General features: G+C 40.4%; 12 protein-coding genes and 1 riboswitch. Of the genes, 8 read left to right on the top strand and 4 right to left on the bottom strand.

The genetic code is table 11. The features are described 5' to 3' along the window. Window positions 1-71 precede the first annotated feature (71 nt). From ABES03_RS08330 to ABES03_RS08315, 4 genes are all read right to left on the bottom strand, one after another. On the bottom strand, window positions 72-1,088 hold the full coding sequence (locus ABES03_RS08330; protein ID WP_430116776.1) for a PfkB family carbohydrate kinase: 1,017 nt from the start codon (window positions 1,086-1,088) through the stop codon (window positions 72-74). Then, window positions 1,089-1,763 (bottom strand): bifunctional 4-hydroxy-2-oxoglutarate aldolase/2-dehydro-3-deoxy-phosphogluconate aldolase, encoded by a 675-nt coding sequence (locus tag ABES03_RS08325; RefSeq protein ID WP_430116775.1) that lies wholly within the window; start codon window positions 1,761-1,763, stop codon window positions 1,089-1,091. It lies immediately after the preceding gene. 579 nt (window positions 1,764-2,342) lie between these two features. Next, a complete protein-coding gene (locus ABES03_RS08320) occupies window positions 2,343-3,902 on the bottom strand; it encodes a response regulator (protein ID WP_430116774.1) in 1,560 nt (519 codons plus the stop codon). Further along, a complete protein-coding gene (locus ABES03_RS08315) occupies window positions 3,895-5,700 on the bottom strand; it encodes a sensor histidine kinase (RefSeq protein ID WP_430116773.1) in 1,806 nt (601 codons plus the stop codon). The genes ABES03_RS08320 and ABES03_RS08315 overlap by 8 nt, the downstream gene beginning before the upstream one ends. A 193-nt stretch (window positions 5,701-5,893) precedes the next feature. Here ABES03_RS08315 and ABES03_RS08310 point away from each other — a divergent pair, with 193 nt between their 5' ends. The 8 genes from ABES03_RS08310 to ABES03_RS08275 all read left to right on the top strand — a co-directional run bounded on the left by ABES03_RS08310 (window position 5,894) and on the right by ABES03_RS08275 (window position 16,525). Then, on the top strand, window positions 5,894-6,835 hold the full coding sequence (locus tag ABES03_RS08310; RefSeq protein WP_430116772.1) for a carbohydrate ABC transporter permease: 942 nt from the start codon (window positions 5,894-5,896) through the stop codon (window positions 6,833-6,835). 7 nt (window positions 6,836-6,842) lie between these two features. Further along, entirely contained in the window at window positions 6,843-7,679 is an 837-nt protein-coding gene (locus tag ABES03_RS08305; RefSeq protein ID WP_430116770.1) for a carbohydrate ABC transporter permease, read from the top strand. 222 nt (window positions 7,680-7,901) lie between these two features. Further along, the gene (locus tag ABES03_RS08300; RefSeq protein WP_430116769.1) at window positions 7,902-9,245 is read left to right on the top strand and encodes an ABC transporter substrate-binding protein; all 1,344 of its coding nucleotides are present in this window, start codon (window positions 7,902-7,904) and stop codon (window positions 9,243-9,245) included. Window positions 9,246-9,327: 82 nt separating this feature from the next. Next, window positions 9,328-10,443 (top strand): glycoside hydrolase family 88/105 protein, encoded by a 1,116-nt coding sequence (locus ABES03_RS08295; protein WP_430116768.1) that lies wholly within the window; start codon window positions 9,328-9,330, stop codon window positions 10,441-10,443. 283 nt (window positions 10,444-10,726) lie between these two features. Next, entirely contained in the window at window positions 10,727-11,848 is a 1,122-nt protein-coding gene (locus tag ABES03_RS08290) for a type I phosphomannose isomerase catalytic subunit (protein ID WP_430116766.1), read from the top strand. 33 nt (window positions 11,849-11,881) lie between these two features. After that, window positions 11,882-13,183 (top strand): Gfo/Idh/MocA family protein, encoded by a 1,302-nt coding sequence (locus ABES03_RS08285; RefSeq protein WP_430116765.1) that lies wholly within the window; start codon window positions 11,882-11,884, stop codon window positions 13,181-13,183. A 971-nt stretch (window positions 13,184-14,154) separates the two neighbouring features. Beyond that, window positions 14,155-15,483, top strand: a complete 1,329-nt coding sequence (locus ABES03_RS08280; protein WP_430116764.1) for an ABC transporter substrate-binding protein — start codon at window positions 14,155-14,157, stop codon at window positions 15,481-15,483. A gap of 69 nt (window positions 15,484-15,552) precedes the next feature. Continuing rightward, window positions 15,553-15,637: riboswitch (ZMP/ZTP riboswitch) on the top strand. Between the two features lie 48 nt (window positions 15,638-15,685). Then, window positions 15,686-16,525 carry a bifunctional 5,10-methylenetetrahydrofolate dehydrogenase/5,10-methenyltetrahydrofolate cyclohydrolase gene (locus ABES03_RS08275; RefSeq protein ID WP_430116762.1) on the top strand — a complete coding sequence of 280 codons (840 nt, stop codon included), beginning with the start codon at window positions 15,686-15,688 and terminating at the stop codon, window positions 16,523-16,525. Window positions 16,526-16,619 lie beyond the last annotated feature (94 nt).

Below are 16,619 nucleotides of genomic sequence, written 5' to 3'. Positions count from 1 at the left end.
CCCGAGGGGCTAGGCGCTGTAGCTAGACAATTCTCGAATTCAATTTTTATACTTTTTGATTAATAAATTACCTATCTAACAATTTTTCCTGGTTCAAGACTAGCAAACTGGTTAATTTCATCTTCTGAGAACGTATTGCAATCACCATGAATGGTATGTTTTAAAACAGAAGCAGCCGTTGCAAACGAAACAATTTCTTTAGGTTCCAGCTTCTTAAGGATTCCGTTTAAAATTCCTGCCGCAAAGGCGTCTCCGCCTCCAACACGATCGACGATATGGTCGATTGCGTAAACCTTCGACTGGTACAGTTCTCCTGCTGTATAAAAATTGCCTTGAAGGGTATGTGCCGATGCAGAGAGCACATGGCGGAACGTAGAGCTCATATATTGAAGGTTCGGGTACCTCTGCTTTATTTTTTGATAATAGGTTTCGAGCTTAGCTGCAGGTTCCAACCCTTCGTCTGCTTTTTCAATGCCTAACAAATAAATCGCATCTAACTCCCCACAAAAGCAGATATCCACAAATGGAAGGAAGGTCTGTATGGCTTCTGCGGCTTCTTGATGACTCCATAATTTGGCTCGGTAGTTAAAATCAAAGCTTGTCGTTACTCCTAGTTCCTTTGCTTTTCTTAGAGCGTGTAAAACGAATTCTTTCATACTCGGTGAGACTGCCCCCGAGATACTTGAAACATGGAATAGGTCTGCATCCTGGAACACTTCATCAAAGTTGACTTCCTCAATCGTTAAGGTTGAAAAACTAGAATACTTCCGATCATAAGTAACTTGCGCACTTCTTGGTCCGACGCCTGACTCTAGATAATAAGTGCCTAAGCGCTCTCCACCCTTTAGCAGGTAATCCGTATGAACGTTAAAGGATTTCAGATGTCCTTCTACGGCCGTTCCAAGCGAATGATCGGGAACCTTACTCACCCCATAAACCTCGTGCCCAAAATGGGATAACGAAATGCCAACATTCGTCTCGGCCCCACCGTAATGCATAAATGCCTGATTAGCTTGGGAGAGCCGCTCCCCTACTTTCGTCGAGAATCTAAGTAAAATTTCTCCTAGAGTAATAATCTTTTTCATCATCTATGCCTCTCTAGCCATCTGTACTTTTTTTACATATTCTCTTGCATACTCGGTAATTTTTGCAAAATCACCTGTTTTGGCCGGGGCTACTAAGTTGCCACCAACCCCTACAGCGACACAGCCATTTTTAATCCATTGTCCGACATTTTCCAGGTCCACTCCGCCGGTTGGCATCAGATTGATTTGTGGAAGCGGTCCTTTCACTGCTTTCACGAAATCCGGTCCAAAGGCATTGCCTGGAAAGAGCTTGACAATATCTACCCCTGATTCAAGTGCGTGCTTCATTTCAGTTAGGGTCATACAGCCTGGCATATATGGGATTTGATAGAGATTACACAATTTAGCCGTTTCTAAATCAAAGCTTGGACTGACGACAAACTGCGCTCCGGCCAGGATGGCAATTCTTGCGGTGGTTGCATCCAGAACGGTTCCGGCTCCAATGACAACCTCCTCGTTTTCTTGATAAATTGATGCTAATTCTTTGATGACTTCATCTGCGCCTTTCACGGTAAAAGTTAGCTCAATCGCGGTGAGGCCACCTTTCACGCATGCTTCTGAAATATTTATGGCGTCTTCTTTGGAGTCCGCTCTTACGACAGCTACGACTCCGCAGTTCGAAATCTTAGTTAATATGGTAAATTTATTCACAATGTCACCCCTATCATTGTTTTTCATTCGAAAATTCACAACATTAGGAAACCTATACGTTGATTGTATAAAAGCATGTAAGGGGTTACAATTCGATTGGGCAAAGTCCTTAAAATCTTAAACTATTATCTTAAAAAATTGCACGAAATCGGTATGCCTGTCCTGTTGATAGTTGTTGCTAGTAACCAAAACGCTTGCTACATTGGGCAGGGTGCGTTGATTGCTTCTATGTTATATTTTTTGGAGCTTTCGAGTTCGTAGAATTCTTCTATGCACCCCTTTCCCTTTCTTTTTGGAGATTTCGGGTTCATAGAACCTTTCTATGCACCCCTTTCCCTTTCTTTTTAGAGACTTCGGGCTCATAGAACCTTTCTATGCACCCCTTTCCCTTTCTTTTTGGAGATTTCGGGCTCATAGAACCTGCCTATGCACCCCTTTCCCTTTCTTTTTAGAGATTTCGGGCTCATAGAACCTTTCTATGCTACCCATTTCCTTTTTTGAAGGAGCTTTCAGTCACGTAGACCACTTCCACGTTACTCAAAATACGTCCAGAAAAATAAAATAGTCACGTAGAAACTCTCTACGTGACCAAAAGGACGTTACTAACTATCTAAACTTCTTCTTATACTCCGCAGGCGTGTAGCCTGTGAATTTTTTAAAGCAAATGCCAAAGTACTGTGGATTGCTGTAGCCCACTTTATCACACACCTCAGAGGTTTTGATATCCTCTGAACTTAATACTTCCATCGCCCGCTTCATGCGCAACTCCAACAAGTAATCCCCGAAATTAAACCCTTTTTCAAGCTTAAATAAGTTACTTAAATACGGTGTACTCACATGAATCACTTCCGCCACACGTTGGAGAGTTAAACTACTATCATGAAAATTCTCCTTCATATACGTAATCGCTTGGTCCACGTGGCTGAAATAATTCTTCTCTCTCCTCTGATACATGGCCGTAGACCACTGCTCAATCAGCTGTTGAAGGATCTCCGCCATCTCGGTCAGAGTATGTAATTCCATGATTTCTTTATAGACTTCAGAAGAGTTAAAGCCGTTTGTCTCTTCCTTGATCCACTTTTCTATTTCAGAAAAGAGCATGGTGCTGAATTTTAAAGCAAGTACCTTTAAATCAGATAAAGGTACATTTTTTCTTTCCACAATCGCTGCACTTAATTGAGTCAGCGTATTATTCGCTTTTTCCGGTAAACCGGTCTTAATCTGGGTTTCTAATTTAGTCACTAAATCATGTAGTGGTTCCTCTTCCGATTCTTCCTTAGACATCGTGTCATCTAAAGAAAACACGGTGCCTGTCCCCATAATATGTCTCATATCCATCGCAAGCCGGGCTTCTAAAAAGGATTTACCGACTTCAAACAAATTGGCATACGTTCTTCCTAGTGTAATCGTTACCTGGTGGTCTACTTGTTCACTGAACTGCTCGAACAACATTTCCGCTAACAGTCCCTTTCTTCCATCCTCCTCATTTTCCAGCGATAGTAGAAGGGCAATTTCGGCGGTACCCACATTCATAACCATGGAGTTTATCTCTTGAAAAACAGAAGAAGTAACGTTCGTCATCTTTTCCCGGAAGGCATAACTTTCGTCTTCTAGCTCTGAAGAATACTTGACCAGTATGGCAGCAAAGTATGGACCCTCCAGCTGTACCCCCAGCTCTGATAATTCTTTTTCCACATCCAGCCTCTGCTCTCCATCCCTAATCAGCTTTTGAAAGAATTGCTGCTCTAGTAACGGCAAGGATTCGATAATCTTCTTTTCCTTCGCCATTTCACTCTCCCAATCAGCGGCCGCTTCCTTCGCTTTCGTCAATAAATCTTCAGAGTCAACCGGCTTTAACAAATAATCAAACGCTTTCAGTTTTACCGCTTCCTGCGCATATTTAAAATCTTCATACCCCGTTAGAAAAATAATCCTTGTATCTAAGCTTCTTTCTTTAATCTTTTTCGCCATCTCTAACCCGCTCATAAAGGGCATATTAATATCCGAAATAACCACCTGCGGTTTCTCTTTTTCTATTAAATCTAAGGCGACCTCGCCATCACCCGCTTCCCCTGCAACAACAAAACCATGCTCTTCCCAAGGGATTGCCTTACATATGCCTCGACGAATAATTCTATCATCTTCCACCACGATCACTTTATGCATACTCCTTCATCTCCCCTTTTGTTTTGGGTATAGTAATGCTTACTACTGTCCCATTACCAGGTTCACTTGCAATAGTTAGACCATATTCTTTTCCGAAGTGAATTTTAATTCGTTCATTAACACTTTTCAGACCAATACCAATGAATCTCTTTTTGTCTTGATAAGAAGCTTCGATTTCTTGCAATATATCCTTTAATTTTTGCGGTTCGATTCCATTTCCATTATCGGCAACTTCTAAGTGAATCGTATCTTCCGCCTGATACCCGTTAATCGTAATTCTTCCTTGTCCCCGTTTTTGCTTTACCCCATGGTAAATTGCATTTTCAATCAGCGGCTGTAAAGAAAGTTTAATAATATGATAGGATAGGATGTCCTCATCTATATTAATTTCATAGGTGAAATCGTCCCCATAACGCATCTCTTGAATAAATAAATAATGCTGAATATGCTCGATCTCATCCTGGATAGAAATAATCTCTTTCCCTTTACTAATCCCAATCCGGAAAAAACTAGATAGGGCGGAAATCATTTGACTGGCATCCTTATTAAGCCCCATATCACATAAGCCCTTAATTGAGTAGAGCGTATTATAGAGGAAATGAGGATTAATTTGGGCATGCATTATCGCAAATTCTAATTGCCGTTTCTCTTCTTGCTCCAATCGGATTTGTTCCATCAATGTATGGATCCGAATAATTAGCTCTTTAAATCCCGTATGAAGAATTTTCATTTCCTCAGGTCCGGACATTTCTACCTTAAAATCCAGATGTTCCTTATCCACCCTCCCCATTTGTTGTGCCAATCGCTCAAAAGGTTTTGAAATGTACTTTCCGACGAAGTTTGTTAGGAAGACAACGGTAACAATCATTAATGCAACGAGAAAAATAGTAAAATCTTTAATATAGTTCACTTTTTTCAACATTTCGTTTTGTGGAATAACCGCTGCTATTTTCCAATTATTCGCACTTAACGTATCGTAGATGACAATCATCTCTTCTCCTACCGAACTTTCATAAGAGAATTGCCCACTTTCCTTTTTTACCTTTTGTAGAGAGTGTAGAGTGGATTGATCTAATTTGTATTCCTCTTTTACATTCTTGGATTCATATTTTCCATCTGGACTAATAAGTGCCAGGTACCCATTTTCTCCAATTAACGATTTATTCAATACCTGTTCAAAAAACTCGGCTCGTAAATTAAATAAAACGATCCCTTTTGATCGAGATTGATTTCGATCAATCAATCTAAATACCGAAAGCACTTTATCGTTTTCATTAAACACTTTGTCTTGATGAATATTCCTCCAGTAAAAGCCTTCCTTACTTCCACTGAATTTTGAAAAATAGTTATTATAATTGACCGATGGATTGGAGTTATACCCACTATGATAGAGCAGGAATTTCTTTTGATTAAGATCCACCAGCACGGAATTGAGGATAACATCATATCGGGAATAAATAAGCTTCAAATTATTATCAATTTCTACATATGAACTTGGTTTAATCTCTGATTCTTGTTTATCCATTAATGATAGAATCCTTGGATCATTCGATAAGGAGACTAATTGTTGAAACACATCTGAGAGCATATTATCAAGGTAATTTTTCGTCTGGAATATGGTATCGTTTACATTTTTATAGGCATTTTCTTCGATTTGTGCGGTTGCAAGCATCGTGGATACCCAGCCAGTAATGAAAATAACAATGATAATGATAGGCAGATAGAGAGTGTTAATCGTGGATTTAAAAGAGTTGAAAAAATGCTTTCGAATAAATTGTTTTATCTTCATAGGCTTCATAGCAGGATCTCCCCGTTAGCAATGGTAGATTGATATTTCGATTCCCTACATAAAACAATAAACCAATTTTTCCGAACGGTAAACAAGTAAGTTTATGCAAATATCTTAAAATTTTAATAAATCATCTTAAAATCTTTAATTATCCAAGAAACCGTTTTCATTTATTATGAGAAACAAGAGAGGAGGAAACTAGATGAATGCATCACAAAGTGCAACCGAAACAGTTGTTAAGAATAAAAGGATGGTGAACAAAAGGAAGGTTACAAAAGACAAATGGATTCCCTATCTTTTTATCCTGCCATCTTTCCTTATTATCTTAGCTTTTCTATTTTATCCAATCGCGACTGTATTCTATTACAGCGTTCAACACTATGATGTGTCCGCTCCCTACTATAACGGTTTTGCCGGCTTTGAAAACTTCATTAACATCTTTACAAAAGATGAAATGTTCATTCCTAGCTTAGTAAATAGTTTGAAATGGGTGGTATCAGAAGTAGGTCTTCAATTAATTTTCGGGATGATTTTAGCCTTACTTTTGAATCAAACATTTAAATTTAGAGGCGTCGTACGTGCAGTTGCATTTATCCCATGGGCTATTTCAGGGGTGCTTGCATCAACGATGTGGTCCTTGATGTTCAACGAACATATGGGCGTACTGAATGACTTGCTAATGAAATTCGGAATCATCGATGAACCGCAGGCATTCTTAGCTGGTACATCAACAGCGTTTACCTCCGTTATTATTGCAGAGCTATGGAGAGGGATTCCGTTTTTTGCGATCACCTTATTAGCTTCCTTACAAAGTATACCGACTGAATTATACGAAGCAGCACGGGTAGATGGCGCCAGCAGATGGAAATCGTTTATCTATGTGACGCTGCCACAATTGAAAAATACGATTGTATTAACAACCTTACTCCGTGTGGTGTGGGAATTTAATAACGTGGATCTCTTGTTCAACTTAACAGGTGGCGGTCCTGCCCATTCAACCACCACCCTAACCATGTATATTGCTGATTTAGCTGTTCATGGAAGTAATTTCGGATACGGTTCGGCCTTAACAGTTGTTTCCTTCGGAATTCTACTGATTTTCGCCATCCTTTATTTGAAACTATCCCGTTATGAAAAGGAGTGATTCTAGCATGTTTACAAAAAATAAAAAAGTCGACAAACTCTTAACTCTGTATCTTCCTTTAATCATGATGTTGAGTTTTACGATCTTCCCTATATACTGGACACTCAATACCGCGTTTAAGCCTGAAGGAGACATCGTCAAACGACCGCTGCAGTATCTGCCGGTCAGCCCAACAGTTGATAACTTTGTGATGGCTTGGAGCAGTGTTGGTTTTGCAACCTTCTTTAAAAATAGTTTACTAGTTGGTGTTTTTACCGTCATCGCTGTACTAATTTGTTCCACTCTATCTGGTTATGCATTGAGCAGATACCAGTTCAAAGGCAAACGAAGCTTCATGCTCATGCTGTTATGTACACAATTCATCCCAAGGGCCATGATGATCATTCCTTTATTCATCATTTTTAAAACCCTAGGATTAATTAGTAATCCACTATCCTTAATTATCACGTATTCAGCCGTTGAGATTCCATTTACAACGATCCTGATGAGTGGGTTTATCTCCAATGTTCCAAAGGAATTGGAAGAAGCAGCCATGATTGATGGGTGTACAAAATTGCAGTCTCTAAGACACGTTGTCTTTCCTCTATTAATGCCAGGAATTGTAGCAACAGGAGTATTTACCTTCATTTATACATGGAATGAATTTTTAATTGCCTTGATGCTGACCAATCAACAATCCAAGTTCACTCTTCCAGTTGGATTAAGTTCCATGATGGGTGAATTTAGTATCAACTATGGTGCCTTGGCAGCCGGAAGTATTATCGCTTTAGTCCCTGCAGTTATTCTTTTTGCCTATGCGCAGAAACACCTAGTCAACGGTATGGGTGGAGCTGTGAAAGGCTAATAAATATAGGCTCTGTTAAAGAACAGTTTTGATTTTTACACCCTGTTGATTGGAGCGGAAGGCACGAAGACTCCTGTGGGAGTATGGTTCAGGGGAGACCCCGCAGGCGCAAGCGCCGAGGAGGCTCGCCGAAACACCCACGGAAAGCGAAGTGCCTGGAGCAGAAATCAACAGGCAAGTTTAGCAGAGCCTAAATATAAAAATATTAAGGGAGGCAATATCATGTTTAAGAAAAAAGTTACAACCTCTGTTCTCGCATTAACAATGGCAACTGGTATGTTACTAACGGGCTGTGGTGGTGCAGAAGAAAAAGCATCCTCCACAACGAAAAAAGCAGCAACTAAATCGGATGAACCTGTTACCCTTCAGTTTTGGGATGAAAACGCAGGCCCAGCTCGTACACCTGTCTGGGAAGAAGTGATTAAACGATTTGAAGAAAAATACCCGAATATTGATGTAGAGTATGTCGGTATTCCAAATGCTTCTGCAAAATCAAAATATGATGCCGCAATCGCAGCGGATGATATGCCAGACGTAGGTTCTATGCAGACAACTTGGCTACCTGAATTCTCTATTCGTAAAGCCTTACTTCCACTTGACTCGTATTTCAAGAAGTCTGATATCAGCACGAAAATTAACAAAGGTGCAACTGATGTAAACAAGAAAATCACTCAAGATGGAAAACTTTATGGTATCCCTTATGCACAAAACCTAGATGCTTTGTGGATCCGTACAGACTGGTTCAAAGAAGCAGGCGTCCAAGAGCCGAAAACATGGGATGAATTCTTCAATGTGATCGAAAAAATGAGAGACAAAGACAAAAACCGTTATGGTTTTACGATCCGCGGTGGAGCAGGTGCTTCCTTCACGATTCAAAGAGCGATGTTTGCTTATAGTGGTTTAGACTTCTTTGATAAAAATGGAAAAACCAACATCAATGATCCTAAACACGTTGAGTTTGTAGAAAAGTATTTCTCTTATTACAACAAATTAACGCCAAAGAGTGATATCACTAATGGTTATAAAGAAATGATCGCAGGCTTCGATACGGGTGTTGTCGCAATGGTACACCACAACCCTGGTTCTTTTGGTGAGCACAGCAAGGCATTACCAGCAGGTTCTTTCAAGTTAATTCCACTGCCAACAACAGAAGATGGTAAATATGTAGCTGAAGGTGGAAACGCAGTTAACCTAGGTATCTTCAAATCAACCAAACATGCAGATGAAGCTTGGAAGTTTATCGAATTTGTTAACTCAGCAGAAGCACAAAGCTACTGGAATGAAAAAACAGGTCAGATTCCAACTAACAAAGATGTATTAGATGATGAATGGGTACAAAACGCACAGCATATCAAAGTCGCATTTGACGTCTATAACAATAAAGATACAAAGGTTTACATGCCTCCATTCTATCTACCAGATTACCGCGCAATCCTTGATGGCGTTGTAGACCCTGGTGTCCAAGCCGTCATGAGTGGAAAAATGACAGCAAAAGAATTCTTAGATCAATGGGCAAAAGCAATCGAAGAATCTAAGAAAAAATACGACGAAACGTTTAAAAAATAATCAAACTTCTGGGTGTTGATTCGATTAACACCCAGTTTGTCCATGTAGGTAGGAGAAATTTTTCAAAAAGGAGATTAAAACAATGGGAATCACATCACAACAAATTGGAATTGAAACTCCGTTAGCGCTGGCTGAAAAAGCCTGCCAAGCCTTAATGAACAAATTCCGTGCCGAGGACTTACCTCCCGTTAACTGGTTCCACTATCACCAAGGGGTTTTTCTCTACGGAATGTACAGAGTATGGCAGGAAACCGGCAAGGAAGAGTACTTTACTTACATCCAAGCCTATTATGACCATTTAATTGATGAAGATGGAAATGTAGTTTTCGAAAGAGATCAGCTTGATTCCACCATGGCAGGCATTCTCTTATTTCCACTATACGAAAAAACAAAGAATCCAAAATATATGATTGCAGCGAAGAAATTACGAAGTGCCCTGGATACAATCAACCGAACGTCTGAAAATGGTTTCTGGCATAAGGAAAAATACCCGTATCAAATGTGGTTAGACGGCCTCTTTATGGGTGGACCATTCATGCTCTTGTATAACGAGCATTTTCATGAAGAAGAATTAGTTCAGCATGTTTTACTTCAAGAAAAACTGATGAGAAAGCATATGACAGACCCTAAAACAGGCTTGCTCTTCCACGCATGGGATGAGAAAAAAGTACAGCCGTGGGCAGATTCCGAAACAGGCTGCTCACCAGACTTTTGGGGACGTTCTGTTGGCTGGTACGGTACGGCCCTTATTGATATGTTAGAGATTTTAGGTGAAAAGAAGCGTGGTCAAGAGGAATGGGTTCATTCCCTTCAAAGCTTTATTCCAGCGATTGTAAAATTTCAGGATGACCAAACAGGGCTCTGGTACAACGTGGTTGATAAGGGCGATCGTCCAGACAACTGGTTGGAATCCTCTTGCTCTGCCCTCTTCTTATATTTCATTGCGAAGGCAGTTAAGCACGGCATTGTAGATGATTCGTATCGTGAGATTGCCAATAAAACCTATGCTGGTTTATTGCAGCACATGGTAGAAACAGATGACGAATCCTTTACCTTAAAAGGAATTGTCATCGGCACAAGCGCTGGCACCTACGATTACTACGTATCACGCCCAACTTCAGAAAATGACCTTCACGGAATGGGTGCATTTATCCTGGCAAGTATGGCACTATATGACCTGAACAAAAGCCAGCAATAGTTCTTTTATAAAAGCAACCTGAAAGCTTCCAGTGAAATGGAAGCTTTCTATCTTCTATTTTGGTTCTTCCTTGCTAAAAAAGTGTCGCTTTTTTGTGATTCGCTGATAAATAGTAAAATTCGCTGATATATCGTGGGATTCGCTGATAAATTTAAAAATTCGCTGATAAATTCACAGTAACGTCCACTCAAGTGTAATTTTACACCTGATTGACCGTTTTGTAGTTCAAACTTAAGGTGAAACATTACTTTTTTAAAAAATATCAATAAGGAGGTTCATACCCATGACAATTCGTACGGTAAAGCTAGACGGAACGTCACCAATTAAGTTAAACCCAACTAGGTCTTGGAGGACCTACTTGGGCGGCAAACTCATCGATGGATTATATGGAAATCTTGACCCAAAGGATAGCCATTATCCAGAAGAATGGATGATGAGCATCATTTCTACGAATCGAAATACAGACCGAGAACATATTCAGGATGAAGGATTAAGCAAGCTGGATGTACCCGGCGTCGATATGAGCTTAAAGGCACTCATCGAGAAAAATCCTGAAGCCTTTCTTGGTAAAAAACAAGTGGAGAAATTCGGCAATGAGACCGGCGTATTAGTAAAGTTAATCGATACAGCTGAGCGGTTGATTATGCAGGCCCATCCTGACAGGGAGAAAGCGAAAAAACTATTTAACTCGATGTATGGAAAAACAGAATGCTGGCACTTCATTGGCGGCAGAGAAATCGATGGTGTTCCTCCCTATGTGCATGTTGGGTTTAAGCCCGGTGTAACTAGGGAACAGTGGAAAGCCTTGTTTGATGAGCAGGATATCCAAGGCATGCTCGATTGTCTGCACAAATACGAAGTGAACCCTGAGGATACATTTTTAATTGAAGCAGGCATCCCGCACGCCATCGGCTCAGGCTGCTTATTAATTGAAATCCAAGAGCCATCGGATTATACCATTCGTTTAGAGAAGGTCTCCCCTTCCGGATTACAAATCGATGATTTTTTAATCCACCAAGGTTTAGGCTTTGAAAAAATGTTTGATATTTTCAGGTACGAGACGTTTACACGGGATGAAACCTTGGAGAATTGGCAGGTGTCTCCGGTTATTTTGGAAGAATCTGAGGATCATCGGGAAATCGAACTCATTGGTTACAAACAAACACCGTATTTCCGAATGACTCAGGTTGAAGTACAGAATATGGTGGATATTCAGGGAGACGGCGTGTTTTCCGGACTGTACATCCTTTCTGGTGAGGCCTCCATTGTTACGGGTGAAGAAGTTCAGATAGTTAAACAAGGCGATCAGCTGTTTATTCCGGCAAATGTCTCCCATTTTTCCATTGTTAACAATGGCGATGAAATAGTGAAAGCGTTACGGTTTTTTGGACCTGAGGTTTTATAATTTTTCAAACACCATACATGGGAGGCTTTTAATATGAAGAAATATGTCATCTGTGGCGTGAGCAATCGAGCATTACAAATGTTTATCAAACCACTATTAAATGAGTTTTCACAGGAACATGAGATTGTCGGTCTGCTAGATTCAGACTCCCTAAGATTTACTATTTGTAAAGATCAATATCCAGGACTGGCACAGGTCCCAACTTATTCTCCCGAGCAATTCGAGACCATGATTGATGAAACGCAGCCTGATTATGTGATTGTCGCTGGCAGAGACGATACACACGTGGATTATATTTTAAGAGCTTTACATAAACACATAAATGTCATCACTGAAAAACCGATGGTGACAAACGCAGAGGATGCTTATAAGGTCATGCAAACCGAAGCTGAAAGCAAGGGAAACGTCACGGTTACCTTTAACTATCGTTACAGCCCGTTCCATCGAAAAATAAAAGAAATGATCCTCGAAGGAAAAATTGGCCGAGTGACATCGGTTGATTTAAATTGGTATATTGATACCTTCCATGGTTCGAGCTATTTTAAACGATGGAATCGGAATCGAGAAAATTCGGGTGGATTATCGATTCATAAATCGACCCATCATTTTGATCTTGTGAACTGGTGGCTGGACCAAAAGCCAGAAGAAGTATTCGCTTACGGAAACTTAAATTACTACGGGCCAAATGGGGAATTGAACCCACGAAAGGAATCCGGCCGTTTCTGTGGAACCTGTGACGTTCGAAACGACTGCAGTTATTTCAGACGCTGGAATCCTCGAAGCGGTTCCTCATCGGTAAGAGACGACCATCTTTTAGCTGGCGTATATGAAAAAGACGTACCTTATACGAATTATCGGCCGGATGCATGTATCTTTGATGAGGAGATTTCGATTGAAGATACGTATGTGGCAACCGTGAAATATGATGGTGGAAGCTTGCTCAGTTATTCGATAAATTTCTCTGCACCTTATGAAGGGTATCGCTTAGCGATTAATGGAACAAAAGGCAGAATTGAAACGACGGAATACCATGAACCGTCACGTATTCCATTTGAATATCCGGAACAAACCATTGAATACTACCCTCTTTTTGGAGGGAAAGAAACGATTGAACTGGTCAAAACTCCTGGCGGTCATGGCGGCGGCGACCCGATTTTACTAGAGGACCTGTTCATGGGGCCAGACCCTGCTCGGGACTATCAAATTTTAGCAGGTTCTGAAGCCGGTGCCTACTCCATCGCAGTCGGAGTAGGTGTCTGGCGGTCAGTACAAGAAAAGAAACCCATTAACATAAAGGAACTTCTTTTTCACACAGACTATCAAGAAATAAAATAATTTTTGGAAAACATACAATGAGTCGTGCAAAGGACTTGTCGTATGTTTTTCTTTGTTTAGAGTCAATTGTTGATTGGAGCGGACTACACCTTGCAGCAAAGTTTTCTATTTGTTTTAAAATTTAGGCTCATCTCGTAAACTTTGTTCTTTGAATTTATTGTTCTTGATTCAAACGCAATATCGGACAGGCTGAGTGAATATAATTTTAAACCTGTCTGAACCTTGGGTATCTTTGGACAGTGTTAACACATTAAGATGCTACATTGGCAGAAGTCAGATTATCTTCTGACAGTGTTGGCAGAAAAAGTAGAGTCATTGGCAGAAGTTAGATTATCTTCTGACAGTGTTGGCATAAAAAGCAGAGACATAGTCAGAAGTTAGAGCTTCTTCTGACAGTGTTGGCAGAAAAAGTAGAGTCATTGGCAGAAGTTAAATCATCTTCTGACAGTGTTGGCATAAAAAGTAGAGTCATTGGCAGAAGTTAAATCATCTTCTGACAGTGTTGGCATAAAAAGTAGAGACATAGTCAGAAGTTAGAGCATCTTCTAACAGTGTTGACAGAAAAAGTAGAGTCATTGGCAGAAGTTAGATCATCTTCTGACAGTGTTGGCATAAAAAAGAGAGACATCGGTAGAAGTTAGAGCAACTTCAGACTATGTTGGATTAAAATAGAGATACATTGGCAGAAGTCAGATTATCTCTGACTATGTTGGACTAAAATAGAGGAAAAGTCAGTGAACTTTGGAAAACTTGTATGATTTCAAAGGGTACGCCTTTCAGAAGATGGGGTAAGGTCGGACAGTATAGATGAAATGTTATCAAATCAAAAAATATGAGACTTCAATGAAAGCTACCTTGATGAATAGTGACAAACTTTGTGAAAACAGCTGAAATTTACTTTGACTTTTCCCAAAAAATACGTCATGGTATGGAAAGAATTACTTTAAGGCATCAGTAAGGAGAATTTAGAAATGCTAAGGAAGAAAGTAACGACCTCTATGCTTGCCATTACCATGGCTGCTTCATTGGCCCTAACCGGTTGTCATGGAAAGGAACAATCATCACAGAAATCCAGTCAAAAAACAGAGCAAATCGTCCATCTTACTTTTTGGGATGACAATTCAGGACCACAGCGCACTCCTATATGGAAAGAAATAATAGACAAGTTTGAAAAAGAGAATCCAACCATTGATATAAAATATGTAGGATTACCGAAAGACTCAGCAAAAGCAACGTTCGATGCAGCGATTGCAGCAGAAGATACACCAGATATAGGTAGTGTCTATACCAGCTGGCTTCCAGAGTATTCCTCTCGACATGCGCTGCTCCCCCTCGATTCCTATTTTGCTAACTGGAGTGAAAAGGAAAAAATAAATAAAGAAGCGATTCGCTTTAATCAACAAATCGTGGTTGACCAAAAATTATATGGAATTCCCTATACAGAGAACCTTGATATCCTCTGGGTCCGATCCGATTGGTTGAATGAGGCGCATATGAAAGCTCCTGAAACATGGGATGAGTTTTTTCGTGCGGCTGAAAAATTAACCGACCCAGCGAAAAAGCGCTATGGCTTTACCATCCGTGGAGGGGCTGGCGCGTCTTTTCAGTTGCAGCGGATGATGTATGCCTACTCAGGAATCGAAGACTCCATCATAAATGGAAAAAGTACCATTAACAATCCAAAGCATGTAGAATTTTTAAAGAAATATTTAGCTTTGTATCAAAACTATACCCCTAAGAGTGATATCACCAATGATTATAAAGCAATGCTTGCTGGATTCGATACTGGTGTGGCGGCAATGGTGCAGCATAATTTAGGCTCTTATGCCGAGCATAGCGAAGTGTTGACACCAGATCAATTCCAGGCAGTTCCTTTGCCAAAATCAGTTAAAGGTCACTTTACAGTAGAAGCTGGGAACGCCATCGGCATCAGTATTTTTAAAGGAACCAAGCATCCAAAAGAAGCATGGAAGTTTGTTCAATTCATGAATTCCAAGTTCGCTCAAAGCTATTGGAATCGAAACGTCGGTCAAATTCCTACGAATGCGGATGTATTAAATGAAGAGTGGGTAAAGAATGCCCCTCACATTCAGATAGCAGCGAAAGTCTATAGTAATCCGGAGACGACTCTTAATGAGCCTCCCTTTTATCTGCCGGAATACAGCAGAATCCTGTATACCATTGTTGATCCTAGTATTCAAGCTGTGTTAAGTGGAAACATGACGGTAGAAGAGTTACTAGAACAATGGGCTGGCGCGATCAATGAGGCACAACAGCAATACGATCAACAGCATAAATAAAGATAGAAAAAACATCTGAATCGTGGGTTGACATTTATCCTTTATATGATATCTTTTTCATATAACAAAAGCAGTCACAGTAACTGACGACATCTGTGGAAACAACCACAAGGAAGCTGTGTACTTATATGGTCGGGTCGTCTGGGCAGAGATAAGGATGTATTTCCTTATCTCTTTTTTATTTTCTTTCGGAGGCGATAATATGGAAAAAATCATTTTGGATGGAACTGTTGTAGCTAAAGAAATCAAAGAAAAATTAAAAGGACGAATTGAAACGTTAAAAAACGATGGGATCATACCATGCCTTGCAACGATTTTAGTAGGAAATGATCCTTCCTCAGAAACCTATGTAAGAATGAAAGGGAATGCTTGTGAAAAATTAGGTATCCATTCAATTCGGGTTCATTTGCCTGAAGAAACAACGACGGAAGAATTGTTAGCAGCCATTAAAGATTTAAACGAAGACGACTCTGTACATGGGATTCTTTTGCAACATCCCGTCCCTCCGCACATCGATGAGCGCCTGGCTTTCGAGGCCATTGATATCCGAAAAGATGTAGATGGGGTGACAAGTGCAGGTTACGGCCAGACTGCATTAGGCTTTGGAAAATACCCATCCTGTACACCAGCAGCCATTATGGAAATTATCCATTATTACAAGATTCCTGTCGAAGGAAAACATGCGGTCGTTGTGGGAAGAAGCCCGATCTTAGGTAAGCCTGTTTCGGCGTTACTGCTTAATGAAAATGCGACGGTGACCACGTGCCATTCTAAAACAACCAACTTATCCAACCTGTTAAAACAAGCAGATATCGTTGTGGCAGCAGTAGGAAAGCCTAAATTTATTCAAGGGTCGTGGCTGAAGGAAGGCGCCGTTGTTCTGGATGCCGGCTATAACAAAGGAAATATTGGCGATATCGATTATGAGTCATGTTTAGAAGTGGCGGGTGCGATCACTCCGGTACCAGGTGGAGTAGGCCCTGTAACCATTTCCATGCTGTTGAAACATACGGTTGATTCGGCTGAGAAAAATAAATTGTAATAAAATGCTGTGTTAAAGAACGGTGTTGATTTTTACACCCTGTTGATTGGAGCGGAAGGCACGAAGACTCCTGTGGGAGTATGGTTCAGGGGAG

Source organism: Neobacillus rhizosphaerae (assembly GCF_050477885.1).
GTDB classification, from domain to species: domain Bacteria; phylum Bacillota; class Bacilli; order Bacillales; family Cytobacillaceae; genus Neobacillus; species Neobacillus rhizosphaerae_A.
This window is presented reverse-complemented; position numbering and strand designations above follow the sequence as displayed.

What these genes read in the sequence shown, in the direction of transcription:
- ABES03_RS08305 (WP_430116770.1), top strand. Translation starts at nt 6,843, where the DNA reads ATGTTTACAAAAAATAAAAAAGTCGACAAACTCTTAACTCTGTATCTT.
- ABES03_RS08310 (WP_430116772.1), top strand. Translation starts at nt 5,894, where the DNA reads ATGAATGCATCACAAAGTGCAACCGAAACAGTTGTTAAGAATAAAAGG.
- ABES03_RS08285 (WP_430116765.1), top strand. Translation starts at nt 11,882, where the DNA reads ATGAAGAAATATGTCATCTGTGGCGTGAGCAATCGAGCATTACAAATG.
- ABES03_RS08330 (WP_430116776.1), bottom strand. Translation starts at nt 1,088, where the DNA reads ATGATGAAAAAGATTATTACTCTAGGAGAAATTTTACTTAGATTCTCG.
- ABES03_RS08325 (WP_430116775.1), bottom strand. Translation starts at nt 1,763, where the DNA reads ATGAAAAACAATGATAGGGGTGACATTGTGAATAAATTTACCATATTA.
- ABES03_RS08295 (WP_430116768.1), top strand. Translation starts at nt 9,328, where the DNA reads ATGGGAATCACATCACAACAAATTGGAATTGAAACTCCGTTAGCGCTG.
- ABES03_RS08275 (WP_430116762.1), top strand. Translation starts at nt 15,686, where the DNA reads ATGGAAAAAATCATTTTGGATGGAACTGTTGTAGCTAAAGAAATCAAA.
- ABES03_RS08300 (WP_430116769.1), top strand. Translation starts at nt 7,902, where the DNA reads ATGTTTAAGAAAAAAGTTACAACCTCTGTTCTCGCATTAACAATGGCA.
- ABES03_RS08315 (WP_430116773.1), bottom strand. Translation starts at nt 5,700, where the DNA reads ATGAAGCCTATGAAGATAAAACAATTTATTCGAAAGCATTTTTTCAAC.
- ABES03_RS08280 (WP_430116764.1), top strand. Translation starts at nt 14,155, where the DNA reads ATGCTAAGGAAGAAAGTAACGACCTCTATGCTTGCCATTACCATGGCT.
- ABES03_RS08320 (WP_430116774.1), bottom strand. Translation starts at nt 3,902, where the DNA reads ATGCATAAAGTGATCGTGGTGGAAGATGATAGAATTATTCGTCGAGGC.
- ABES03_RS08290 (WP_430116766.1), top strand. Translation starts at nt 10,727, where the DNA reads ATGACAATTCGTACGGTAAAGCTAGACGGAACGTCACCAATTAAGTTA.